The 19,480-nt window shown below is 57.6% G+C and carries 15 protein-coding genes, 1 tRNA gene and 1 other RNA gene; 13 read left to right on the top strand and 4 right to left on the bottom strand.

Going from position 1 to position 19,480, the window contains the following annotated elements:
- Positions 1-28: 28 nt before the first annotated feature.
- The gene (gene priA, locus D7S44_RS20455) at positions 29-2,224 is read right to left on the bottom strand and encodes a primosomal protein N' (protein ID WP_120458023.1); all 2,196 of its coding nucleotides are present in this window, start codon (positions 2,222-2,224) and stop codon (positions 29-31) included.
- A gap of 232 nt (positions 2,225-2,456) precedes the next feature.
- Between priA and rpmE the strand changes: the two genes are divergently transcribed.
- Positions 2,457-2,672, top strand: a complete 216-nt coding sequence (gene rpmE / locus D7S44_RS20450) for a 50S ribosomal protein L31 (RefSeq protein WP_033754439.1) — start codon at positions 2,457-2,459, stop codon at positions 2,670-2,672.
- An 80-nt stretch (positions 2,673-2,752) separates the two neighbouring features.
- On the opposite strand, the gene metJ is transcribed toward rpmE, so the two are convergent.
- Complete coding sequence (gene metJ, locus D7S44_RS20445; protein WP_081137884.1) at positions 2,753-3,070, bottom strand: met regulon transcriptional regulator MetJ; 318 nt, start codon at positions 3,068-3,070, stop codon at positions 2,753-2,755.
- 268 nt (positions 3,071-3,338) lie between these two features.
- On the opposite strand from metJ, the gene metB reads away from it, so the two are divergent.
- The 3 genes from metB (at position 3,339) to metF (ending at position 8,163) form a co-directional block, all read left to right on the top strand.
- Positions 3,339-4,499 carry a cystathionine gamma-synthase gene (gene metB, locus D7S44_RS20440; protein WP_120458021.1) on the top strand — a complete coding sequence of 387 codons (1,161 nt, stop codon included), beginning with the start codon at positions 3,339-3,341 and terminating at the stop codon, positions 4,497-4,499.
- A gap of 2 nt (positions 4,500-4,501) precedes the next feature.
- On the top strand, positions 4,502-6,937 hold the full coding sequence (locus D7S44_RS20435; protein ID WP_120458019.1) for a bifunctional aspartate kinase/homoserine dehydrogenase II: 2,436 nt from the start codon (positions 4,502-4,504) through the stop codon (positions 6,935-6,937).
- Between the two features lie 329 nt (positions 6,938-7,266).
- Positions 7,267-8,163: a methylenetetrahydrofolate reductase gene (gene metF / locus D7S44_RS20430; RefSeq protein WP_120458017.1), complete on the top strand. Its 897-nt coding sequence runs from the start codon at positions 7,267-7,269 to the stop codon at positions 8,161-8,163.
- Positions 8,164-8,207: 44 nt separating this feature from the next.
- Here the strand turns inward: metF and D7S44_RS20425 are convergent, their stop codons facing one another.
- On the bottom strand, positions 8,208-9,809 hold the full coding sequence (locus tag D7S44_RS20425; protein ID WP_120458015.1) for a gamma-glutamyltransferase family protein: 1,602 nt from the start codon (positions 9,807-9,809) through the stop codon (positions 8,208-8,210).
- 525 nt (positions 9,810-10,334) lie between these two features.
- Between D7S44_RS20425 and D7S44_RS20420 the strand changes: the two genes are divergently transcribed.
- Positions 10,335-10,628 (top strand): HTH-type transcriptional regulator, encoded by a 294-nt coding sequence (locus D7S44_RS20420; RefSeq protein WP_033754453.1) that lies wholly within the window; start codon positions 10,335-10,337, stop codon positions 10,626-10,628.
- A 39-nt stretch (positions 10,629-10,667) separates the two neighbouring features.
- Here the strand turns inward: D7S44_RS20420 and D7S44_RS20415 are convergent, their stop codons facing one another.
- Positions 10,668-11,261 (bottom strand): HD domain-containing protein, encoded by a 594-nt coding sequence (locus D7S44_RS20415; RefSeq protein WP_120458013.1) that lies wholly within the window; start codon positions 11,259-11,261, stop codon positions 10,668-10,670.
- A 63-nt stretch (positions 11,262-11,324) separates the two neighbouring features.
- Between D7S44_RS20415 and D7S44_RS20410 the strand changes: the two genes are divergently transcribed.
- From D7S44_RS20410 to dppC, 8 genes are all read left to right on the top strand, one after another.
- Positions 11,325-11,789 (top strand): MarR family winged helix-turn-helix transcriptional regulator, encoded by a 465-nt coding sequence (locus D7S44_RS20410; RefSeq protein ID WP_120458012.1) that lies wholly within the window; start codon positions 11,325-11,327, stop codon positions 11,787-11,789.
- An 89-nt stretch (positions 11,790-11,878) separates the two neighbouring features.
- Entirely contained in the window at positions 11,879-12,307 is a 429-nt protein-coding gene (locus D7S44_RS20405) for an organic hydroperoxide resistance protein (protein ID WP_120458010.1), read from the top strand.
- A 258-nt stretch (positions 12,308-12,565) separates the two neighbouring features.
- Positions 12,566-14,257 (top strand): kdo(2)-lipid A phosphoethanolamine 7''-transferase, encoded by a 1,692-nt coding sequence (gene eptB / locus D7S44_RS20400; protein WP_120458008.1) that lies wholly within the window; start codon positions 12,566-12,568, stop codon positions 14,255-14,257.
- 121 nt (positions 14,258-14,378) lie between these two features.
- Positions 14,379-14,455, top strand: a tRNA-Pro gene (locus D7S44_RS20395).
- A 134-nt stretch (positions 14,456-14,589) separates the two neighbouring features.
- Positions 14,590-14,718: non-coding RNA, RtT sRNA (locus tag D7S44_RS20390), on the top strand.
- Between the two features lie 916 nt (positions 14,719-15,634).
- Positions 15,635-17,245 (top strand): dipeptide ABC transporter periplasmic-binding protein DppA, encoded by a 1,611-nt coding sequence (gene dppA / locus D7S44_RS20385; RefSeq protein WP_120458006.1) that lies wholly within the window; start codon positions 15,635-15,637, stop codon positions 17,243-17,245.
- 300 nt (positions 17,246-17,545) lie between these two features.
- Positions 17,546-18,565 carry a dipeptide ABC transporter permease DppB gene (gene dppB, locus D7S44_RS20380; protein WP_033754467.1) on the top strand — a complete coding sequence of 340 codons (1,020 nt, stop codon included), beginning with the start codon at positions 17,546-17,548 and terminating at the stop codon, positions 18,563-18,565.
- 9 nt (positions 18,566-18,574) lie between these two features.
- A complete protein-coding gene (dppC, locus tag D7S44_RS20375) occupies positions 18,575-19,477 on the top strand; it encodes a dipeptide ABC transporter permease DppC (protein WP_120458004.1) in 903 nt (300 codons plus the stop codon).
- Positions 19,478-19,480: the final 3 nt, after the last annotated feature.

The raw sequence follows: 19,480 nt of genomic DNA, 5'->3' as shown, positions 1-19,480 counted from the left end.
GCGACTTTTTTCGATCTGGCTCGCAGGCTTAGCTCTCGGTGGGATCGATATCGAGTGTCCATTTGACTTTACGTGCGGCGGGCAGCGTCGCGATCAGCGGCAGCGAGCCGTCGAGCAGCTGTTGCAGGCGCTTACGCGAGGCATGCTGCACCAGCAACTGCCAGCGCCAGCGTCCTCCGCGCTTTGGCTGCAAAGCCGGCACCGGGCCCATCAGCCACATGGCGTTATCCTTCAACGGGCTGGCGTCCAGCAGATTGCGCAACTGCTGCAGAAATTCGGCGGCCTGCTGGTTATCGTGATCCTCGGCGCGAAACAGCGCATGGCTGGTCCAGGGCGGCAGCATCACCGACTGGCGCTCCAGCAGCGCCTGCTGGGCAAAAGCGAAATAGCCCTGATGCAAGAGCGACTGCAGCAGCGGATGTTCAGGATGGTGGGTTTGTAACAACACTTCGCCCTGTTTGCCGGCGCGACCGGCGCGGCCAGCGACCTGTGTATAGAGCTGCGCGAAGCGTTCTGCGGCGCGGAAATCGGCGGAAAAAAGCGCGCCATCCACGTCCAGCAGCGAGACCAGCGTTACGTCCGGGAAATGGTGGCCTTTCGCCAGCATCTGCGTGCCCACCAGAATGCGCGCGCCGCCGCGATGGACATCGGCCAGATGTTGCTCCAGCGCGCCCTTGCGGCTGGTGGTGTCGCGGTCGATGCGCGATACCGGCACGCCGGGAAACAGCGTGCCGAGCTGCTGCTCCAGCTGCTCCGTGCCGACGCCGACCGGCAGCAGATGCGTCGAGCCACACTGCGGACACTGATTGGGCAGCGGGCGCTGGCTGTCGCAGTGGTGGCAGCGCAGCTGGCGCTGCTGCTGATGCAGAGTGTAATAACGCTCGCAGCGCTGGCACTCCGCAATCCAGCCGCAGTCATGGCAGAGCAGCGCGGGGGAATAGCCGCGGCGGTTAAGAAACAGCAATACCTGATTGCCCGCCTGCAGATGCTGGCGCATTTTGCCAATCAGCGCGGGCGCCAGGCCGCCGATAAGCTGCTGGCCTTTGAGATCCACCAGCTGCTGCAGCGCCGGTTTCGCGTTTCCGGCGCGTTTCGTAAGGTCGAGCTGACGGTATTTGCCGCTGCGCACGTTGTGCAGCGTCTCCAGCGCAGGCGTCGCCGAACCCATCACAATCGGGATATTCTCTTCGCGCGCGCGGAACACCGCCAGGTCGCGCGCCTGATAGCGCCAGCCTTCCTGCTGTTTATAGAAGCTGTCATGCTCCTCATCAATAATGATCACGCCCGGACGCGCCAGCGGGGTAAAGAGCGCCGACCGCGTACCGATGATAATGGCGTTTTCGCCCTGGCGCGCGCGCAGCCAGACGGCGAGTCGCTCGCTGTCGTTCAGGGCGGAGTGCAGCACGTCGACGGGGGCGTCGAAGCGTTCGCGGAAGCGGGCGATGGTCTGTGGCGTCAGGCCGATCTCCGGCACCAGCACCAGCGCCTGCTTGCCGCGCGCCAGCACATTCTCCAGCACGCTGAGATAGACTTCGGTTTTACCGGAGCCGGTGATCCCGGCCAGCAGCCAGGCGGCATAGTGCTCATCTTCGCTGCGGATCGCGCCGACCGCCATCGCCTGATCGGTATTGAGGCGCAGACGCTCGCCTTTCACCGCATAGCGCTCGCGCCAGTCCAGCCGCTGCGGCTGGTGTTCGCGCAGATCGCACAATCCTTTAGCGCGCAGCGCCTGGAAGGCCGTTTCGGTGAGATCCTGTTCGGCGACCTGATGACGATAAAGCGGCTGATTACGCAGCGCCGCCAGTGCCTGCTGCTGTTTCGGCGCGCGCTTCAGGCTTTCCGGCGCGGTCGCCTGGCCCTGTTCAGTGATAACCCATTGCCACAGCGGCGCCTCCTGTGCGGGTTTTCCCTGGCGCAGCAGCACCGGCAGCGCATGGCTCAGCACCTCGCCGACGGGCGAGTGATAGTAACCCGCCGCCCAGTTAAGCAGACGCCATAGTGAAGGGGGATAGAGCGATTCACTGTCCAGCACCTCGGCGACGCGTTTGAGCTGCGCTTCCGGCAGGTCGCTCTGTTCGCGAAAGCCCACCACAATGCCGACCATTTTACGGTTGCCGAACGGCACGCTGACGCGCCCGCCCATCACCGGCTGCGTGCCGTGCGGCGGCAGATAGTCAAACAGACGAGGTAGCGGAACGGGCAGGGCAACCTGAACGACGGGCATAGCGATCTCTTTCCGGTTCAACGATTCATAGCGGGATGCCTAGTGTACACGCTGGCGCGACCAGCGGGTATCTTGCAGAAGATTTGCTAAAAGCGGTTATTTTCTGTATAGTATGCCGCCTTTGGTGAGAAAGCTCTCGCCAGAGCCTAAACATTAATGTTCAACCGCGTGTGGTGCTGTGCAGGTTTTAGCCTGGCACGGAGAGCGACACGGCCTTTTATGAGGTTCTCCCATGAAACAAGGTATTCACCCGAAATACGAAGCTGTGACCATCACCTGCACCTGCGGTAACGTGATTCACACTCGCTCTACTATGGCTCACGACATGAACCTGGACGTATGTGGTAAATGCCACCCGTTCTACACCGGTAAGCAGCGTGAAGTTGCAACTGGTGGCCGTGTTGACCGCTTTAACAAGCGTTTCAGCGTGCCAGGCGCGAAAAAATAAGATTAAACGGCATTCGAACCTTTCGGGTTCGACGGCAAGAAAAAACCCAGCCTTGGCTGGGTTTTTTTATATCTGGCGAATCAGTATTCCCAGGTATCGGGATCAATGCCCATCTCGCGCATGATCTTTTTCGCTTCTTCCGGGATCTCATCGCTGCGCTCTTTGCGCAAATCAACGTCGTCCGGCAACGGTTGTCCGGTAAAGGCGTGTAAAAAGGCTTCGCACAGCAGTTCGCTGTTTGTGGCGTGACGCAGATTATTTACCTGACGACGGGTACGCTCATCCGTTAAAATTTTCAGCACGCTCAACGGGATAGAAACTGTGATCTTCTTGACCTGCTCACTCTTCTTACCGTGTTCAGCGTAAGGGCTGATATATTCGCCGTTCCATTCAGCCATGGGTTACCTTAATCAATAAAAGTTAAAAGTGGGGAAATCCGTGGATTATGCCCGATTTTACCGTGCCTGACCTCTTGAACTGCGGGGTTTCTTCATCCTGGCCGCAAAAACGGACGCAAAACGCAGGCAATGAGGGGTAATTTTAGCGGTTTATAGCATTCTGCTCAATCTATACGCAAAGACATTTAGATGTCCAGATGTATTGACGTCCAATTGTGGAATGTTATCCTGATGCCTCTCTATTACTCTTTTCAGGAACAAAAGCACCATGACGCGTAAACAGGCAACCATCGCAGTCCGCAGCGGTTTGAATGATGACGAGCAATATGGCTGCGTTGTCCCGCCGATTCATCTCTCCAGCACCTATAACTTCCTTGATTTCAACGAGCCGCGCGCGCATGACTACTCGCGTCGCGGCAACCCGACGCGCGATGTGGTGCAGCGCGCGCTGGCGGAGCTGGAGGGCGGAGCGGGCGCGGTGCTGACCAATACCGGCATGTCGGCGATTCATCTGGTGACGACGGTGTTCCTGAAGCCTGGCGATCTGCTGATCGCTCCGCACGACTGCTATGGTGGCAGCTATCGCCTGTTCGACAGCCTGGCGAAGCGCGGTGCTTATCGCGTGAAGTTCGTCGATCAGGGCAACCGCGCGGCGCTGGATGCAGCGCTGGCGGAAAAACCAAAGCTGGTGCTGGTGGAGAGCCCGAGCAATCCGCTGCTGCGCGTGGTGGATATCGCCGCTATCTGCGAGGCGGCGCGCGCTGCGGGAGTCGTCAGCGTGGTCGACAATACCTTCCTGAGTCCGGCGCTGCAAAATCCGCTGGCGCTGGGCGCGGACCTGGTGATCCACTCCTGTACCAAATACCTGAATGGCCACTCCGACGTGGTGGCGGGCGCGGTGATTGCCAAAGATCCGGCGCTGGTGACCGAGCTGGCCTGGTGGGCGAACAATATCGGCGTTACCGGCGCGGCCTTCGACAGCTATTTGCTGCTGCGCGGTCTGCGCACGCTGGCGCCGCGTATGGCGGCGGCGCAACGCAACGCGCTGGCAATTGTGAGCTATCTGCAACAGCAGCCGCTGGTGAAAAAGCTGTATCATCCTTCTCTGCCGGAAAACGCCGGACACGAATACGCGGCGCGTCAACAGCGCGGCTTCGGCGCGATGCTGAGTTTTGAACTGGACGGTGACGAAGCGCTGCTGCGTCGCTTCCTGAAGGCGCTGCAGCTGTTTACGCTGGCGGAATCGCTGGGCGGCGTAGAAAGCCTGATTTCCCACACCGCGACCATGACGCACGCCGGCATGTCGGCGGAAGCGCGCGCGGCGGCAGGCATTTCCGAAACTTTGCTGCGCGTCTCTGTGGGCATTGAGGATCATGAAGATTTAATCGCCGATCTGGATAATGCATTCCGGACGGCATCCGAGGGTTAAAAATGACGATTTCAGCCGGCGCGGCAACGCCGAGTATTAAGCAACTGCACAAGTTTGGCGGCAGTAGCCTGGCCGATGCGCGCTGTTACCAGCGCGTCGCCAGCATCATGGCGGATTACAGCCAGCCAGGCGATTTAATGGTGGTCTCAGCGGCAGGCTCGACGACCAACCAGCTGATTAGCTGGCTGAAGCTCAGCCAGAGCGATCGCCTTGCCGCGCATCAGGTGCAACAGGCTTTACGGCGTTATCACAGCGAGCTGATCGCCGGACTGTTGCCTGCTGAATATGCTGAACCGTTGGTTGCGAGCTTTATCCGCGATCTGGAAAAACTCGCCGCGCTGCTGGACGGCGTGATGACGGATGCGGTCTATGCTGAAGTGGTTGGACACGGCGAAGTGTGGTCGGCGCGTCTGATGGCGGCCGTGCTGAGCCAGCGCGATATCGATGCCTGCTGGCTGGACGCGCGCGACTTCCTGCGTGCGGAGCGCGCCGCGCAGCCGCAGGTGGATGAAGGCAAATCCTGGCCGCTGCTGCAAACGCTGCTGGCGCAACATCCGCACCAGCGTATCGTGGTAACCGGCTTTATCAGCCGCAACGACGCGGGCGAAACCGTCCTGCTGGGGCGTAACGGTTCTGACTACTCCGCCACGCAGATCGGCGCGCTGGCGGGCGTCAGCCGCGTCACGATCTGGAGCGACGTCGCCGGGGTTTACAGCGCCGATCCGCGCAAAGTCTCCGACGCCTGTCTGCTGCCGCTGCTGCGCCTCGACGAAGCCAGCGAGCTGGCGCGTCTCGCCGCGCCGGTGCTGCATACGCGTACGCTGCAGCCGGTCTCCGGCAGCGATATCGATCTTCAGCTGCGCTGCAGCTACCAGCCGGAGCAGGGCTCGACGCGTATCGAGCGCGTGCTGGCTTCCGGCACCGGCGCGCGCATTGTCACCAGCCATGACGATGTCTGCCTGATTGATGTTCAGGTACCGGATCAACACGATTTCGCGGCGCTGCACAAAGAGGTAGAGCTACACCTCAAGCGCGCGCAGCTGCGTCCGCTGGCGACCGGCGTACATCCGGATCGTCAGCTGCTGCAGCTTTGCTATACCGCCGAAGTGGTTAACAGCGTGTTTCAGCTGCTGCAGGATGCGGGGCTGCCTGCGCATCTGCAGCTACGCGAAGGGCTGGCGCTGGTGGCGCTGGTCGGCGCGGGCGTTACGCGCAATCCGTTGCACAGCCACCGCTTCTGGCAGGAGATTCAGGATCAGCCGGTCGAGTTCGTCTGGCAGTCAGAAGATCACATCAGCCTGGTGGCGGTGCTGCGCGTCGGCCCGACGCAGTCGCTGATTCAGGGACTGCATCAGTCGCTGTTCCGCGCGGAAAAGCGTATCGGCCTGATGCTGTTTGGCAAAGGCAACATCGGCTCACGCTGGCTGGAACTGTTTGCGCGCGAGCAGGAAGCGCTCTCGGCGCGCACCGGCTTTGAGTATGTGCTGGCGGGCGTGGCGGACAGCCAGCGCAGCCTGCTGAGCTATGAAGGGCTCGACGCCAGCCGCGCGCTCGCTTTCTTCGATGACGAAGCGGAAGCGCGCGACGAAGAGTCGCTGTTCCTGTGGATGCGCGCGCATCCGTTCGACGATCTGGTGGTGCTCGACGTCACCGCCAGCACGCCGCTGGCGCAGCAGTATCTCGACTTCGCCAGCCATGGCTTCCACGTTATCAGCGCGAATAAGGTTGCAGGCGCGTCCGACAGCCAGACCTGGCGGCAGATCCGTGACGCCTTTACCAAAACCGGTCGGCACTGGCTCTATAACGCCACGGTCGGCGCAGGGTTGCCTGTTAACTACACGGTGCGCGATCTGCGCGACAGCGGCGACACTATTTTAGCTATCAGCGGCATCTTCTCCGGCACGCTCTCCTGGCTGTTCCTGCAGTTCGACGGCACGGTGCCCTTTACCGAACTGGTGGACCAGGCGTGGCAGCAGGGGTTAACCGAACCCGATCCGCGCGTGGACCTGTCGGGTCAGGACGTGAAGCGCAAACTGGTGATCCTGGCGCGCGAGGCGGGCTACAACATCGAGCCGGATCAGGTGCGCGTCGAGTCGCTGGTGCCTGCGGGTTGTGAAGCGGGATCGATCGACGACTTCTTCGAGCATGGCGAAGCGCTTAACGAGCAGATGCTACAGCGTCTGGAGGCTGCGCAGGAGATGGGTCTGGTGCTGCGCTACGTGGCGCGTTTCGATGCCAGCGGCAAAGCGCGCGTCGGCGTTGAAGCGGTGCGCCCGGAACATCCGCTGGCGGCGCTGTTGCCGTGCGATAACGTCTTTGCGATTGAAAGCCGCTGGTATCGCGACAATCCGCTGGTGATCCGCGGCCCTGGCGCAGGGCGGGACGTTACGGCTGGCGCCATTCAGTCCGATCTTCACCGACTCGCTCAGCTGCTGTAACGGCTTCAGAATGCCTTGCGTCGTCTGAGAGCAGGTGACGATCGTAACAACGCGTCTCGCGTAAAGGAATGCGCGAGATGCGTCGCGTTAAATAACCTGCTGTAACGTCGCGGTCAGACCCCGCTGCCTGCGATAAGGCGCTGACTGTCAAAGACTCTTCTCTTTTCTGTATGAATTTCCCTCACCTTGTTTGAATATTTGTCACACCTCGTTAGCACTTTTTTGTTGACGCCTTCATGAGATTCGTTCATTTTGTGCATCTGGACGTCTAAACGTATGGATGTTCGCAGGCAGCAAATTAACCCGACGTTTTTGATGAGGTAAGCAGGATGAGTTTCTTTCATGCCAACCAGCGCGAAGCGCTGAATCAGAGCCTGGCAGAGCTGAACGGGCAAATTAATGTCTCATTCGAGTTTTTTCCGCCCCGTACCAGCGAAATGGAAGAAACCCTGTGGCACTCCATCGATCGTTTAAGCAGCCTGAAGCCGAAATTTGTCTCCGTCACCTACGGCGCGAACTCCGGCGAACGCGACCGCACCCACAGCATTATTAAAGGCATTAAAGATCGCACCGGACTGGAAGCTGCGCCGCATCTGACCTGTATCGACGCCACGCGCGCAGAGCTGCGCGCCATTGCGGAAGATTACTGGAACAGCGGCATTCGCCATATCGTGGCGCTGCGCGGCGATTTGCCTGCAGGCGGCGGTAAACCGGATATGTATGCCTGCGATCTGGTTTCCCTGCTGAAAGAGGTGGGCGACTTTGATATTTCTGTGGCCGCCTACCCGGAAGTGCATCCTGAAGCGAAAAGCGCGCAGGCCGATCTCATCAACCTGAAACGTAAAATCGATGCGGGTGCTAACCGCGCGATTACGCAGTTCTTTTTTGACGTAGAGAGCTACCTGCGCTTCCGCGACCGCTGCGTCGCCACCGGCATTGACGTAGAGATCGTGCCGGGCATTTTGCCGGTATCAAACTTCAAACAGCTGACGCGCTTCGCCACGATGACCAACGTGCGCGTCCCAGGCTGGATGAACGCGATGTTCGACGGGCTGGATGATGATGCGGAGACGCGCAAAATGGTCGGCGCGAATATCGCCATGGACATGGTGAAAATTCTGTCGCGCGAAGGGGTGAAGGACTTCCACTTCTATACCCTGAACCGTGCGGAGATGAGCTACGCCATTTGCCATACGCTGGGCGTACGACCGGTTATCGCTGCGTAATTTCTCTTATCTTGCGGGGCGGCCGCGCGCTGCCCCGTTAACGCTTAAAATACCACCGCCTGACCATCCTTTCTGCTCTCCGTCGCCGCGATATAGAACCCCTGCGGGTCGCGCACAATCGCCTGCGCGCCGCCGAAATTGTATCCTTGCAGCGGATCTTCCAGCGTCACCTGATGGCCCAGCCGCCGCAGCGCCGCCAGCGTATTGCGCTCGAGCGAGGATTCAAACACGACGTGACGACCCTGCACCACACGCCAGCGCGGCGCGTCGATTGCCGCCTGCGGGTTCTGTTTATGCAGCATAATGCGCAGCGCCAGCTGCAGGTGGCCCTGCGCCTGCATCGGACCGCCCATAACGCCAAACGACATCAGCGGCGCGCCCTGCGCGTCGAGTGCGAAAGCCGGGATAATAGTATGGAAAGGGCGCTTGCCACCCGCCACGACGTTGGGATGCGCAGGATCAAGCGAAAAGCCCGCTCCGCGATTCTGCAAACTGATGCCGGTTTCAGGCACGACTACGCCAGACCCAAAGCCCATAAAGTTCGACTGAATAAAAGAGACCATCATGCCGCTGGCGTCGGCCGTGCTGAGGTAAACGGTGCCGCTCTGCTGCGGCGCGCCGAAGGTGAAGTCGCCTGCGCGTTCAGGATCAATCAGTGCCGCGCGCTGGCGCAAATAGCCCTCGCTGAGCAGCCGCTGCGCTGGAAACTCCAGATGATCTTCGTCGCTGACGTAACGCTCCAGATCCACTAGCGCCAGCTTCATCGCTTCAATTGAGAGATGCAGCCAGGGAACGGAGTCGGGCGGGTAGCGGCCGATATCAAGCTGCTCAAGAATGCCCAGCGCAATCAGCGTGGCGATCCCCTGGCCATTAGGCGGCAGCTCCTGCACCGAGCCGCCGGCAAACGGCTGCGACAGCACATTTACCCAGGTGGCGCGATGCCTGTCGAGATCCTCCAGCGTCAGCGCAGCGTTGTGCTGACGAGCGAAGGCAGCGATTTTTTCCGCCAGCTCACCGCGATAAAAGCTCTCTCCATTGCTTTCAGCGATCTTTTGCAGCGTATCGGCCAGCGCCGGGTTGCGGAACAGTTCGCCGACGCCCGGCGGGCAGCCGCCAGGGGCAAAGCAGGTGCTGAAGCCGGGCTGATGCTGAAGCTTATCGAAGCCGCGCTGCCACAGCTCGGCAATGAGCGGCGAGACGGGAAAGCCATTCCGCGCGTAGTCGATAGCGGGCTGCGCCAGCGTAGTCAGCGGCAGCGTGCCGAAACGCTCCGCCAGCGCGACCCATGCCGACACCGCGCCCGGCACGGTCACGGCTTCCCAGCCGATTTCAGGCATGCGGTCGCGGCCGACAAAACGTTCAGGATGCCAGGCTGCCGGGGCGCGTCCCGAGGCGTTCAGACCATGCAGCTGGCTGCCGTCCCAGATGATAGCGAAGGCGTCGCTTCCTGCGCCGTTGCCGGTCGGTTCCAGCACCGTCAGCGCCATGGCGGTGGCAATCGCCGCGTCTACCGCGTTTCCTCCCTGCAGCAACATACGCAGACCAGCCTGTGACGCCAGCGGCTGAGACGTGGCGACGGCATTGCGGCCCATAACAGGAACGCGATGCGACGCGTAGCTGGCGTGAAAATCGAACTCAGAATGCATGTCTCATTCCTTAGCAGAGTGCAGCTGCGCCATAACGATGCGCTGAGGTGGTGCAACATCTAACCTGTCGCAAGCGGGTGAAGAGGTGAAATAAGAAAAAATCACAGGCTTTGCATTCTGGCGCGAATTTTGCCTGCTTTTTAGACAGAATAGGGTACAGTAGCAGTGTAAACGTTGTGCATTTTTTGCATTTTTTGCGCTTTTTTTAAGCGAGGCGCGACGGGTTTGCCTTTTGTGATCAAGGGCTTGTTTTGCTTATAGCAAAAAGAACAGGTTTGGCTAAAAAAATAATCAATATTCACGCAGCAAATCGTCAGGTCTCTATCCATACTTAGAATCCCGGCGAGATGATGCATTGCTCTGACATGTTTCTCAGGCGGTGCGAATCAGGCTGTGTCCCGTAAGGGTTTCACTAACAATAACCATAAACTCTTGCGGGATACAGCCTGCGAAGATCGGTGTGTAAACCATTTGGTTTTTACCTCTACTTTCACGTGATTCATAGTGAGTTTTAAGGAGTTCTCTATGGAAGTAAAAGATCCCGTTTTTGAATTGCTCAGCAGCCTTGAGCAGATTGTACTGACACGTGATGCAACACCTGCCACAACTGAAATTCAGCTTCAGCCCGCTATGCCAGAGCCGCAACGCCTGCGTGAATTAACCGGTATGAAAGTAGATGAATTTGCCAAAGTGATGGGCGTTAGCGTCTCCTCAGTCAAAAGCTGGGAAGCGCGCCGTACACGCCCCTCCGCGACGGCGCAGAAACTGATGAAATTGCTGCATGCCAATCCCTATCTTGGACGGCAGTTACTGGACTAAAAAGAAGAAAAAAGAGAACCCGCCAGCGGCGGGTTTTTTTTAGCTCAGGCTGCGGTATTTCGCCGTCTGTTTAACGAACCAGCTCTCCGGCACGCTGTAGGGCGGCTGACCAAGCTGCGCGATTCCCTGTTCGATAATGGCGCTGGCCTGCCGCCATAACTGCGCGTCGCCCTGCTTCAACAGGGCGATCTGAACGCGTTTTTCCACCAGATAAACCCGCGCAAAATGGGGATCGAAACGTACGATAGCGCGCGTATTATCGATAATATCGGCCAGCTTGACGGTTTGCGCCTCGGGCGAGGCGTCGGCGGTATGACGAAAATGCGCCAGCTTGCGCGCGGCGCGGTTTTTCGCCTGCGGCTGAGCGCTGTCGGTAAGCATTTCAACCAGCTGCGCGACGCGCGAACCAAAGTGTGATTCAATATCGGCAAGAGTGGTCTCTGTATCTTCTACCGTATCGTGCAGCCAGGCCGTCGCCAGTAGTTCGTCGTCTGCGCTGACGCTGCGCACCAGTTCCACAACGGCGGCGGGATGAACGATATAGGGTTCGTTGGTATATTTACGCCGTTGACCGGCTGCCGCGTGCGCGCGTGTCGCATAGCGTCGCGCCTGCTCTTCCAGAGATTCCATCATGCACATGCCCTCCTGGTAAAAAGTTGCTTGCAATTATCTAGCACGCTATCTATATTCATTGACATGAACAGTAACCAAAATGACAAAAAAGTGAACGCGTCGCCACTGTTGGTCAATCAACAGCTCTGCTTCGCGCTCTATTCCGCCAACCTGGCGATGAATAAAGTCTATCGACAACTGCTGTCGCAGCTCGACATTACCTATCCGCAATATCTGGTAATGATGGTGCTTTGGGCGCAGGACGATCTCACCGTGTCTGAAATCGGCGAGCAGCTGTTTCTTGACTCCGCCACGCTGACGCCTTTGCTGAAGCGTCTGGAAAGCGCAGGGTTGATTAACCGTCAGCGTTCGCGTCAGGATGAACGTCAGGTAGTGGTCACGCTGACAGAGCAGGGCCGCGCGCTGCAAAGCCAGGCGAGCGCTATTCCAGAGGCGGTCCAGTGCGCGACCGCCTGTGATAACGACACGCTGATGGCGCTGAAAAACGGACTCGATTTGCTGCGCGACAACCTTAACCAGTCGCGCTAAAGATTTACCGGGCGTTCGCGCCCGTCGAAACACCTGCTACACTTTTATTAATCGCGTACGATTAAATCGTTTAATACAGAGAGGAAGTTATGTCTTTAGAGAAAGTTGTTTATACCGCAAAAGCCAAAGCCACCGGCGGCCGTGATGGTCGTGCAACCTCTTCTGACGGCGTGCTGGACGTGAAGCTGGGCGTGCCGAAAGAGATGGGCGGCGCAGGCGGTGAAGTCACTAACCCGGAGCAGCTGTTCGCTGCCGGTTACTCCGCTTGTTTCCTCGGCGCGATGAAGTTCGTGGCAGGCCGCGATAAAATCGCGATGCCGAAAGATGCCTGGATCGAAGGCGAAGTCGGAATCGGTCCGATTCCAGACGGTTTCGGTATCGAAGTAAAACTGAATATCCACCTGCCGGAGATGGACGAGGCGGAAGCGCAGAAGCTGGTTGACGCCGCGCATATCGTTTGTCCGTACTCTAACGCCACGCGCAATAACATCGACGTGACGCTGAATATTATTCGCTGAGTGACAGGGGCCCCTCTGCAGGCCCCTTTTTTGCCTCTCTTCGCATTTTCCCTGCCTGCCTCATCCTCTGTTCTGGCCTGACTGGTTAATTTATGTTCTACTGTGCGGCCTCGTGAAAGAGTCGTCCGATCCCGTTCAGATTCTTCCTGTTCCCCAGGAAATCGTCATGTCTCTGCGCTAAGCAAGCGAACTCTTCCGCGTTCCGGTAGTCACAATAGCGTTCAACATCATGCTCCACTCCAGGGAAAACCCTTTAAGATGAATTACATAAAAACCATAACCCAGCAAAAGCTCTCGTTGCTGCTGGCGTTATACATCGGCATTCTGCTTAATTTGCCGATCTTTTATCGTCGCTTTGACGGCTTTCTGACCAAATCCACCGTAACAAACTGGCTGACAGCTGTGACTGAAGTGATGGCTATCGTCGTGCTCACTTTTTTCCTGATGCGTCTGCTGTCGCTGGGCGGAAAGCGCTTCTATCGCGTACTGGCTACGTTGCTGGTGGTGATTTCCGTTGCCGCCGCCTATTACATGGCCTTTTTTAACGTAATGATTGGCTACGGCATCGTGGCATCGGTCATGACGACCGATGTTGATCTGTCGAAAGAGGTGGTCGGCCTGCACTTTGTGGTATGGATGGTTGCCGTCAGCGCGCTGCCGCTGCTGATGATCTGGCGTAACAATCTCAGCCAGACGCTGATCGAGCAGCTGCGTACGCCGGGACAGCGCCTGAAGCCGATGCTGGTGATGCTATTGTGTGTCGCGCTGGTATGGCTGCCGATCCGTTATTTCGACAAGCTGCAAAAAACTAACGAAGAGATTACCAATATCGATCTGCCGAGCTACGGCGGCGTGGTTGCCCACTCTTATCTGCCGTCGAACTGGCTGGCCGCGTTAGGGCTGTTCGCCTGGACGCATATCGATGAGACGCTGGACAGTCAGGAGCTGCTCGACCCGGCGAAGAAGTTTACTTATGTTGCGCCGCCGGGCATCGACGATACCTATGTGGTGTTCGTCATTGGCGAGACTACGCGCTGGGATCATATGGGTATGCTGGGCTACGATCGCGACACTACGCCGAAGCTTTCCAAAGAGAAGAACCTGGTGGCGTTTCGCGGCGAGTCGTGCGATACCTCCACTAAGCTGTCGCTGCGCTGTATGTTTGTGCGTGAGGGCGGCACGGAGGACAGTCCGGGACGCACGCTTAAAGAAAAGAATATTTTTGCCGTGATGAAGGAGCTGGGCTTTTCGTCCGAGCTGTTCGCCATGCAGAGCGAGGTGTGGTTTTACGATAATGCGGAAGTGGATAATTTCGCCTTCCGCGAGCAGATTGGCTCAGAGCCGCGTAACGCTGGCAAGTCCGTTGACGATATGCTGCTGGTGCCGGAGCTTAAGGCGTCGCTGGATCGTTATCCGCACGGGAAGCATCTGGTAGTATTGCATACCAAAGGCTCGCACTATCTCTATTCGCAGCGCTATCCGCGCAGTTTCGCCCGCTATCAGCCGGAGTGTATGGGCGTCGATGAGACCTGCAGCAAGGCGCAGCTGATTAACGCTTACGATAATTCGATCCTTTACGTGGATAGCATGCTGGACAGCGTGCTTGATCAGCTGCGCGACAAGAAGGCGATTGTCTTTTATGCCGCTGACCACGGCGAGTCGATTAGCGAAAATACGCATCTGCACGGTACGCCGCGTGAGATGGCGCCGCCGGAGCAGTTCCGCGTGCCGATGATGGTGTGGGCCTCGGACAAGTATCTGGCCGATGCCAATAACCGCGCTAATTTCGAGCGTTTGCAGGCGCAGCAGCGCATCGGTAAGACGCATCGTCATGTTGAGCTGTTCGATACTATTCTGGGCTGTCTGGGCTACACCTCTCCGAATGGCGGCATTAAAGCGGCGAACAACTGGTGCCAGGCGCCAGCTTCTTCAGGTGCCAGCGCGCTGTAAAGTGTCGGAACTGACTGAGCGGCGAGGGATTTTACTGACAGGTTGCTTTTCAGGCGATCGCGGCTAAATGGTAAAAAAGCGGTTGACGCTTACAAACCGGCGCAGTAACATGCGCCCCCATCGGTGAGTGGCGCAGCCTGGTAGCGCACTTCGTTCGGGACGAAGGGGTCGGAGGTTCGAATCCTCTCTCACCGACCAGATTTAAGAAACCTGCTTGAAAAAGCAGGTTTTTTTTCATCTGTAGAAAAGAGGATGAGAACCTCCGAAGGAGGTTTGCGCCGAGCGTAGCGANCCGACCAGATTTAAGAAACCTGCTTGAAAAAGCAGGTTTTTTTTCATCTGTAGAAAAGAGGATGAGAACCTCCGAAGGAGGTTTGCGCCGAGCGTAGCGATACAACGTTGCGCAGCAACGGCCCGAAGGGCGCTTATCGCAGATAAGCGTTATCCTCTCTCACCGACCATTTTATAAATCTGCTTGAAAAAGCAGGTTTTTTTTCGTCTTTTTTAAAACGGATGCTCTGTTTTGCGTGACAACACTGTGCGTTATTCAAATATGCTCCTGCCGTTTCGCCCCTGAGGCGAGACGCTTTGCTTTTTTATCCCTGTTAACCTTTTAATACGCCGCTCGGCTTATCAAAAATAAGCACAATAAAGCCGTTATTCGCATAAGTTTTTATGAGGCGTTAACAGGTCGCGTAGAAAAATATCGTCGTCGATTTCCTGACATAATATTGCCTCTGCTGGATTCAGCTGTTTCTCACCGTTTTACTGGAAACCCGCTGAAATAAACCTTTGTCGACATTCAGGCCTGATCAATCTGATTATTCCCGCTTTTAGTAGGGTATCGCCCGCTGCAACAGGCCCAGACGCTTATTTCGCATCACGTTTTTCTTATGACCTTTTTTATTGTCATGCCAATTTCTTATGCCTGCGACCTAGCATTTTCCACTGCCTGGACGCGATAACGCACGCTAAATCGTTCAGTTATTCAACATTTATCGGGTTAGCGCTTATGTTTTTTAGCGGTGAGAATCACTGTCAATTATCGTCCGAATTAGTGGGATATATGGTTATGCAGGTAAAAGCGCTGTGCAATATCCGGCAATTAGCGGCGAAGGCTTTTTTTTACCGTTGCTTGCTATTCCTCACACTCTGTGTAAATAACTCGCGGCTGTATTGACGTTCTTTGCAACTGTTGACAAATTGATGCGTCAATAAAGTTGCAGAAGCGGCGTGATCCGGCAGTTTCTACGGCGTCGGAAAAACACAACAAGAACCGCTCCGCACTTTCGACCACATCAGTGGTCTGCCTGAACCGCATAAAAAAAACAGAGGTCGGGCAATACACACAACAACACATCACAATGGAGTAAAAGCATGATCAACTCCCTGGCCAAATCCAGGATGCTGAAGGTCGGTCTGAGCCTGATTGCTATGACCGTCGCCGCAGGTGTTCAGGCAAAAACCCTCGTTTACTGTTCAGAAGGCTCGCCGGAAGGTTTTAACCCGCAGCTGTTCACTTCAGGTACGACCTACGACGCCAGCTCCGTGCCGATCTATAACCGTCTGGTTGAGTTCAAAACCGGCACCACCGAGCTGCAGCCTGGTCTGGCGGAGAAGTGGGATATCAGCGATGACGGCAAAACCTACACGTTCCACCTGCGCAAAGGCGTAAAGTGGCAGACCACCAAAGAGTTTAAGCCATCGCGTGAGTTCAACGCTGACGATGTGATCTTCTCTTTCGAGCGTCAGCTGGATAAAAACAACGCCTACCATAACGTCTCCGGCGGCAGCTACGAATATTTCGAAGGCATGGATATGCCGAAGCTGATCGGCAAAGTCGAGAAAGTCGACGACTATACCGTTCGCTTTACGCTGACGCGTCCAGAAGCGCCGTTCCTGGCTGACCTCGGCATGGACTTCGCATCGATTCTGTCGAAAGAGTATGCAGACAAGATGCAGAAAGCGGGTACGCCGGAGAAGCTGGACCTGAACCCGGTCGGCACCGGCCCGTTCGTGCTGCAGCAGTACCAGAAAGACTCACGCATTCTGTATAAGGCCAACCCGGATTTCTGGGGCACGAAGCCGAAAATCGATCGTCTGGTCTTCTCTATTACGCCGGACGCTTCCGTACGCTACGCCAAGCTGCAGAAGGGCGAATGCCAGGTGATGCCGTACCCGAACCCGGCCGACATCGCCAGCATGAAGAAAGACACCAAAATCAACCTGATGGAGCAGCCGGGCCTGAACGTTGGCTATCTCTCGTTTAACACCGAGAAGAAGCCGATGGATAACGTCAAGGTGCGCCAGGCGCTGACCATGGCGGTAAACAAACAAGCCATTATCGATGCCGTTTATCAGGGCGCAGGCCAGGCCGCGAAAAACCTGATCCCGCCGACCATGTGGGGCTATAACGACGCGATACAGGACTACGCTTACGATCCGGCAAAAGCCAAAGCGCTGCTGAAAGAAGCGGGCCTGCCGGATGGCTTCTCTATCGACCTGTGGGCGATGCCGGTTCAGCGTCCTTACAACCCGAACGCGCGCCGTATGGCGGAAATGGTTCAGGCTGACTGGGCGAAGATCGGCGTGAAAGCCAAAATCGTGACCTACGAGTGGGGTGAATACCTGAAGCGCGCGAAAGCGGGCGAACACCAGTCGGTGATGATGGGCTGGACCGGCGACAACGGGGATCCGGACAACTTCTTCGCCACGCTGTTTAGCTGCGCGGCGGCAAAAGATGGCTCTAACTACTCGCGCTGGTGCTATAAGCCGTTTGAAGATCTGATCCAGCCGGCTCGTGCCGAATCGGACCACAATAAACGTATTGAGCTTTATAAGCAGGCGCAGGTTGTGATGCATGACCAGGCGCCGGCGCTGATTATCGCGCACTCTACGGTGTATGAGCCGGTGAGCAAAAAAGTCTCTGGCTACGTGGTCGATCCGTTAGGCAAACACCACTTCGAAAACGTCGATATCCAGGAATAACGCCTGCGGTCCGGGCCGACCTGTTCGGCCCCTGAGCGGGTGCTTGCCCGCTCAGTCGACGCACATTTTCGGCTAACTTCTTCGAATAAAACCCAACATCTTCGCGCTGCAGGAAAGCGGCGAGCCGACCAGTCTCCGACATTTACCCCGGTAAGCGTCGGAAAAGGGTTATCGCGCCTGCACAGCGAGAGATGACGGTTAAACGCACTTTGCGTCGCGTCCGAGGATTTCCTCGAGCGCGAGTTGTGAGCAATAGATCCTGCCGCTTATCGCGGCGGGAAAAGACTGAGAATCCGGCTTATGCTGCAGTTCATACTCCGACGTCTGGGACTTGTCATCCCGACATTTATCGGCATTACCCTGTTGACCTTCGCGTTCGTGCATATGATCCCCGGCGATCCAGTGCTGATCATGGCGGGCGAGCGCGGGATCTCCCCGGAGCGCCACGCTCAGCTGATGGCGGCCTTTGGCCTCGACCAGCCGCTGTGGAAACAGTACGTTCACTACATTTACGGCGTGCTGCATGGCGATCTGGGCATTTCGCTCAAGAGCCGCATCCCGGTGTGGGATGAGTTCGTACCGCGCTTTAAAGCCACGCTGGAACTGGGCATCTGCGCCATGATCTTCGCCGTCGCCGTGGGTATCCCGGTCGGCGTTCTCGCGGCGGTGAAGCGCGGCTCCATCTTTGACCATACCGCGGTCGGCATCTCCCTGACCGGCTACTCCATGCCGATTTTCTGGTGGGGCATCATGCTGATTATGCTGGTATCGGTGCAGCTTAACCTGACGCCGGTTTCCGGACGCGTCAGCGATACCGTGTTCCTGGACGACAGCAATCCGCTCACCGGCTTTATGCTGATCGATACCTTCTTCTGGGGCGAGGCGGGCGATTTCAAGGATGCGGTGATGCATATGATCCTGCCCGCTATCGTGCTCGGCACCATTCCGCTGGCGGTGATTGTACGTATGACGCGTTCGGCGATGCTGGAAGTGCTGGGCGAAGATTATATCCGCACCGCGCGCGCGAAAGGCCTGACGCGGATGCGCGTTATCGTCGTTCATGCGCTGCGTAACGCCATGCTGCCGGTGGTCACGGTGATTGGACTGCAGGTCGGCACGCTGTTGGCGGGCGCCATCCTGACGGAAACCATCTTCTCGTGGCCGGGCCTCGGCCGCTGGCTGATCGAAGCGCTGCAACGCCGCGACTATCCGGTAGTGCAGGGCGGCGTGCTGCTGACTGCGGTGCTGATTATCCTGGTCAACCTGCTGGTTGATCTGCTGTACGGCGTGGTCAACCCGCGCATACGACATAAAAAATAAGGGGGCGTCATGTCTGTTGTTGATCCCGCAAGCGTAGCCGCTGCACCTAAGCCGATGACCCCCATCCAGGAGTTCTGGCACTATTTTAAACGCAATAAGGGCGCGGTCATCGGCCTGGTCTATGTGGTCCTGATGCTGCTGATCGCCATTTTCGCCGGCGCGCTGGCGCCGCATGCGCCTGCAGAGCAGTTCCGCGATGCGCTGCTGCATCCGCCGGTCTGGCAGGAAGGCGGTAGCTGGAGCTATATCCTCGGCACCGACGATGTGGGCCGCGATGTGCTGTCGCGTCTGATGTACGGCGCGCGTCTGTCGCTGCTGGTGGGCTGTATGGTGGTGGTGCTGTCGCTGATCCTCGGCGTCGTGTTCGGCCTGCTGGCGGGCTACCTCGGCGGCGTGGTAGACGGCATCATCATGCGCGTGGTGGATATTATGCTGGCGCTGCCGAGTCTGCTGCTGGCGCTGGTGCTGGTGGCGATCTTCGGTCCGTCGATCGTTAACGCCTCCATCGCGCTGACTTTTGTCGCGCTGCCGCACTATATCCGTCTTACCCGCGCCGCAGTGCTGGTTGAGGTAAACCGCGACTACGTTACTGCGTCCAGTGTGGCGGGCGCGGGCATGCTGCGTCAGATGTTCGTCAATATTCTGCCTAACTGTCTGGCACCGCTGATCGTGCAGGCGTCGCTGGGCTTCTCCAACGCCATTCTCGACATGGCGGCGTTGGGCTTTCTCGGTATGGGTGCGCAGCCGCCGACGCCGGAGTGGGGCACCATGCTCTCCGACGTATTGCAGTATGCGCAAAGCGCCTGGTGGGTAGTGACCTTCCCTGGACTGGTTATTCTGCTCACCGTACTGGCCTTTAACCTGATGGGCGATGGCTTACGCGACGCCCTCGACCCGAAACTCAAGCAGTAAGAG

It is taken from the genome of Pantoea piersonii, assembly GCF_003612015.1.
GTDB classification, from domain to species: domain Bacteria; phylum Pseudomonadota; class Gammaproteobacteria; order Enterobacterales; family Enterobacteriaceae; genus Pantoea; species Pantoea piersonii.
Note: the sequence above shows the minus strand (reverse complement) of the source record. Positions and strands in the feature narration are given on the sequence as shown.

Excerpts from the sequence above, each read along its gene's own strand:
- D7S44_RS20410 (WP_120458012.1), top strand. The coding sequence starts at position 11,325 with ATGAACAGTAACCAAAATGACAAAAAAGTGAACGCGTCGCCACTGTTG.
- D7S44_RS20425 (WP_120458015.1), bottom strand. The coding sequence starts at position 9,809 with ATGCATTCTGAGTTCGATTTTCACGCCAGCTACGCGTCGCATCGCGTT.
- D7S44_RS20420 (WP_033754453.1), top strand. The coding sequence starts at position 10,335 with ATGGAAGTAAAAGATCCCGTTTTTGAATTGCTCAGCAGCCTTGAGCAG.
- metB (WP_120458021.1), top strand. The coding sequence starts at position 3,339 with ATGACGCGTAAACAGGCAACCATCGCAGTCCGCAGCGGTTTGAATGAT.
- D7S44_RS20415 (WP_120458013.1), bottom strand. The coding sequence starts at position 11,261 with ATGATGGAATCTCTGGAAGAGCAGGCGCGACGCTATGCGACACGCGCG.
- metJ (WP_081137884.1), bottom strand. The coding sequence starts at position 3,070 with ATGGCTGAATGGAACGGCGAATATATCAGCCCTTACGCTGAACACGGT.
- dppA (WP_120458006.1), top strand. The coding sequence starts at position 15,635 with ATGATCAACTCCCTGGCCAAATCCAGGATGCTGAAGGTCGGTCTGAGC.
- D7S44_RS20405 (WP_120458010.1), top strand. The coding sequence starts at position 11,879 with ATGTCTTTAGAGAAAGTTGTTTATACCGCAAAAGCCAAAGCCACCGGC.
- dppC (WP_120458004.1), top strand. The coding sequence starts at position 18,575 with ATGTCTGTTGTTGATCCCGCAAGCGTAGCCGCTGCACCTAAGCCGATG.
- priA (WP_120458023.1), bottom strand. The coding sequence starts at position 2,224 with ATGCCCGTCGTTCAGGTTGCCCTGCCCGTTCCGCTACCTCGTCTGTTT.
- metF (WP_120458017.1), top strand. The coding sequence starts at position 7,267 with ATGAGTTTCTTTCATGCCAACCAGCGCGAAGCGCTGAATCAGAGCCTG.
- eptB (WP_120458008.1), top strand. The coding sequence starts at position 12,566 with ATGAATTACATAAAAACCATAACCCAGCAAAAGCTCTCGTTGCTGCTG.
- rpmE (WP_033754439.1), top strand. The coding sequence starts at position 2,457 with ATGAAACAAGGTATTCACCCGAAATACGAAGCTGTGACCATCACCTGC.
- dppB (WP_033754467.1), top strand. The coding sequence starts at position 17,546 with ATGCTGCAGTTCATACTCCGACGTCTGGGACTTGTCATCCCGACATTT.
- D7S44_RS20435 (WP_120458019.1), top strand. The coding sequence starts at position 4,502 with ATGACGATTTCAGCCGGCGCGGCAACGCCGAGTATTAAGCAACTGCAC.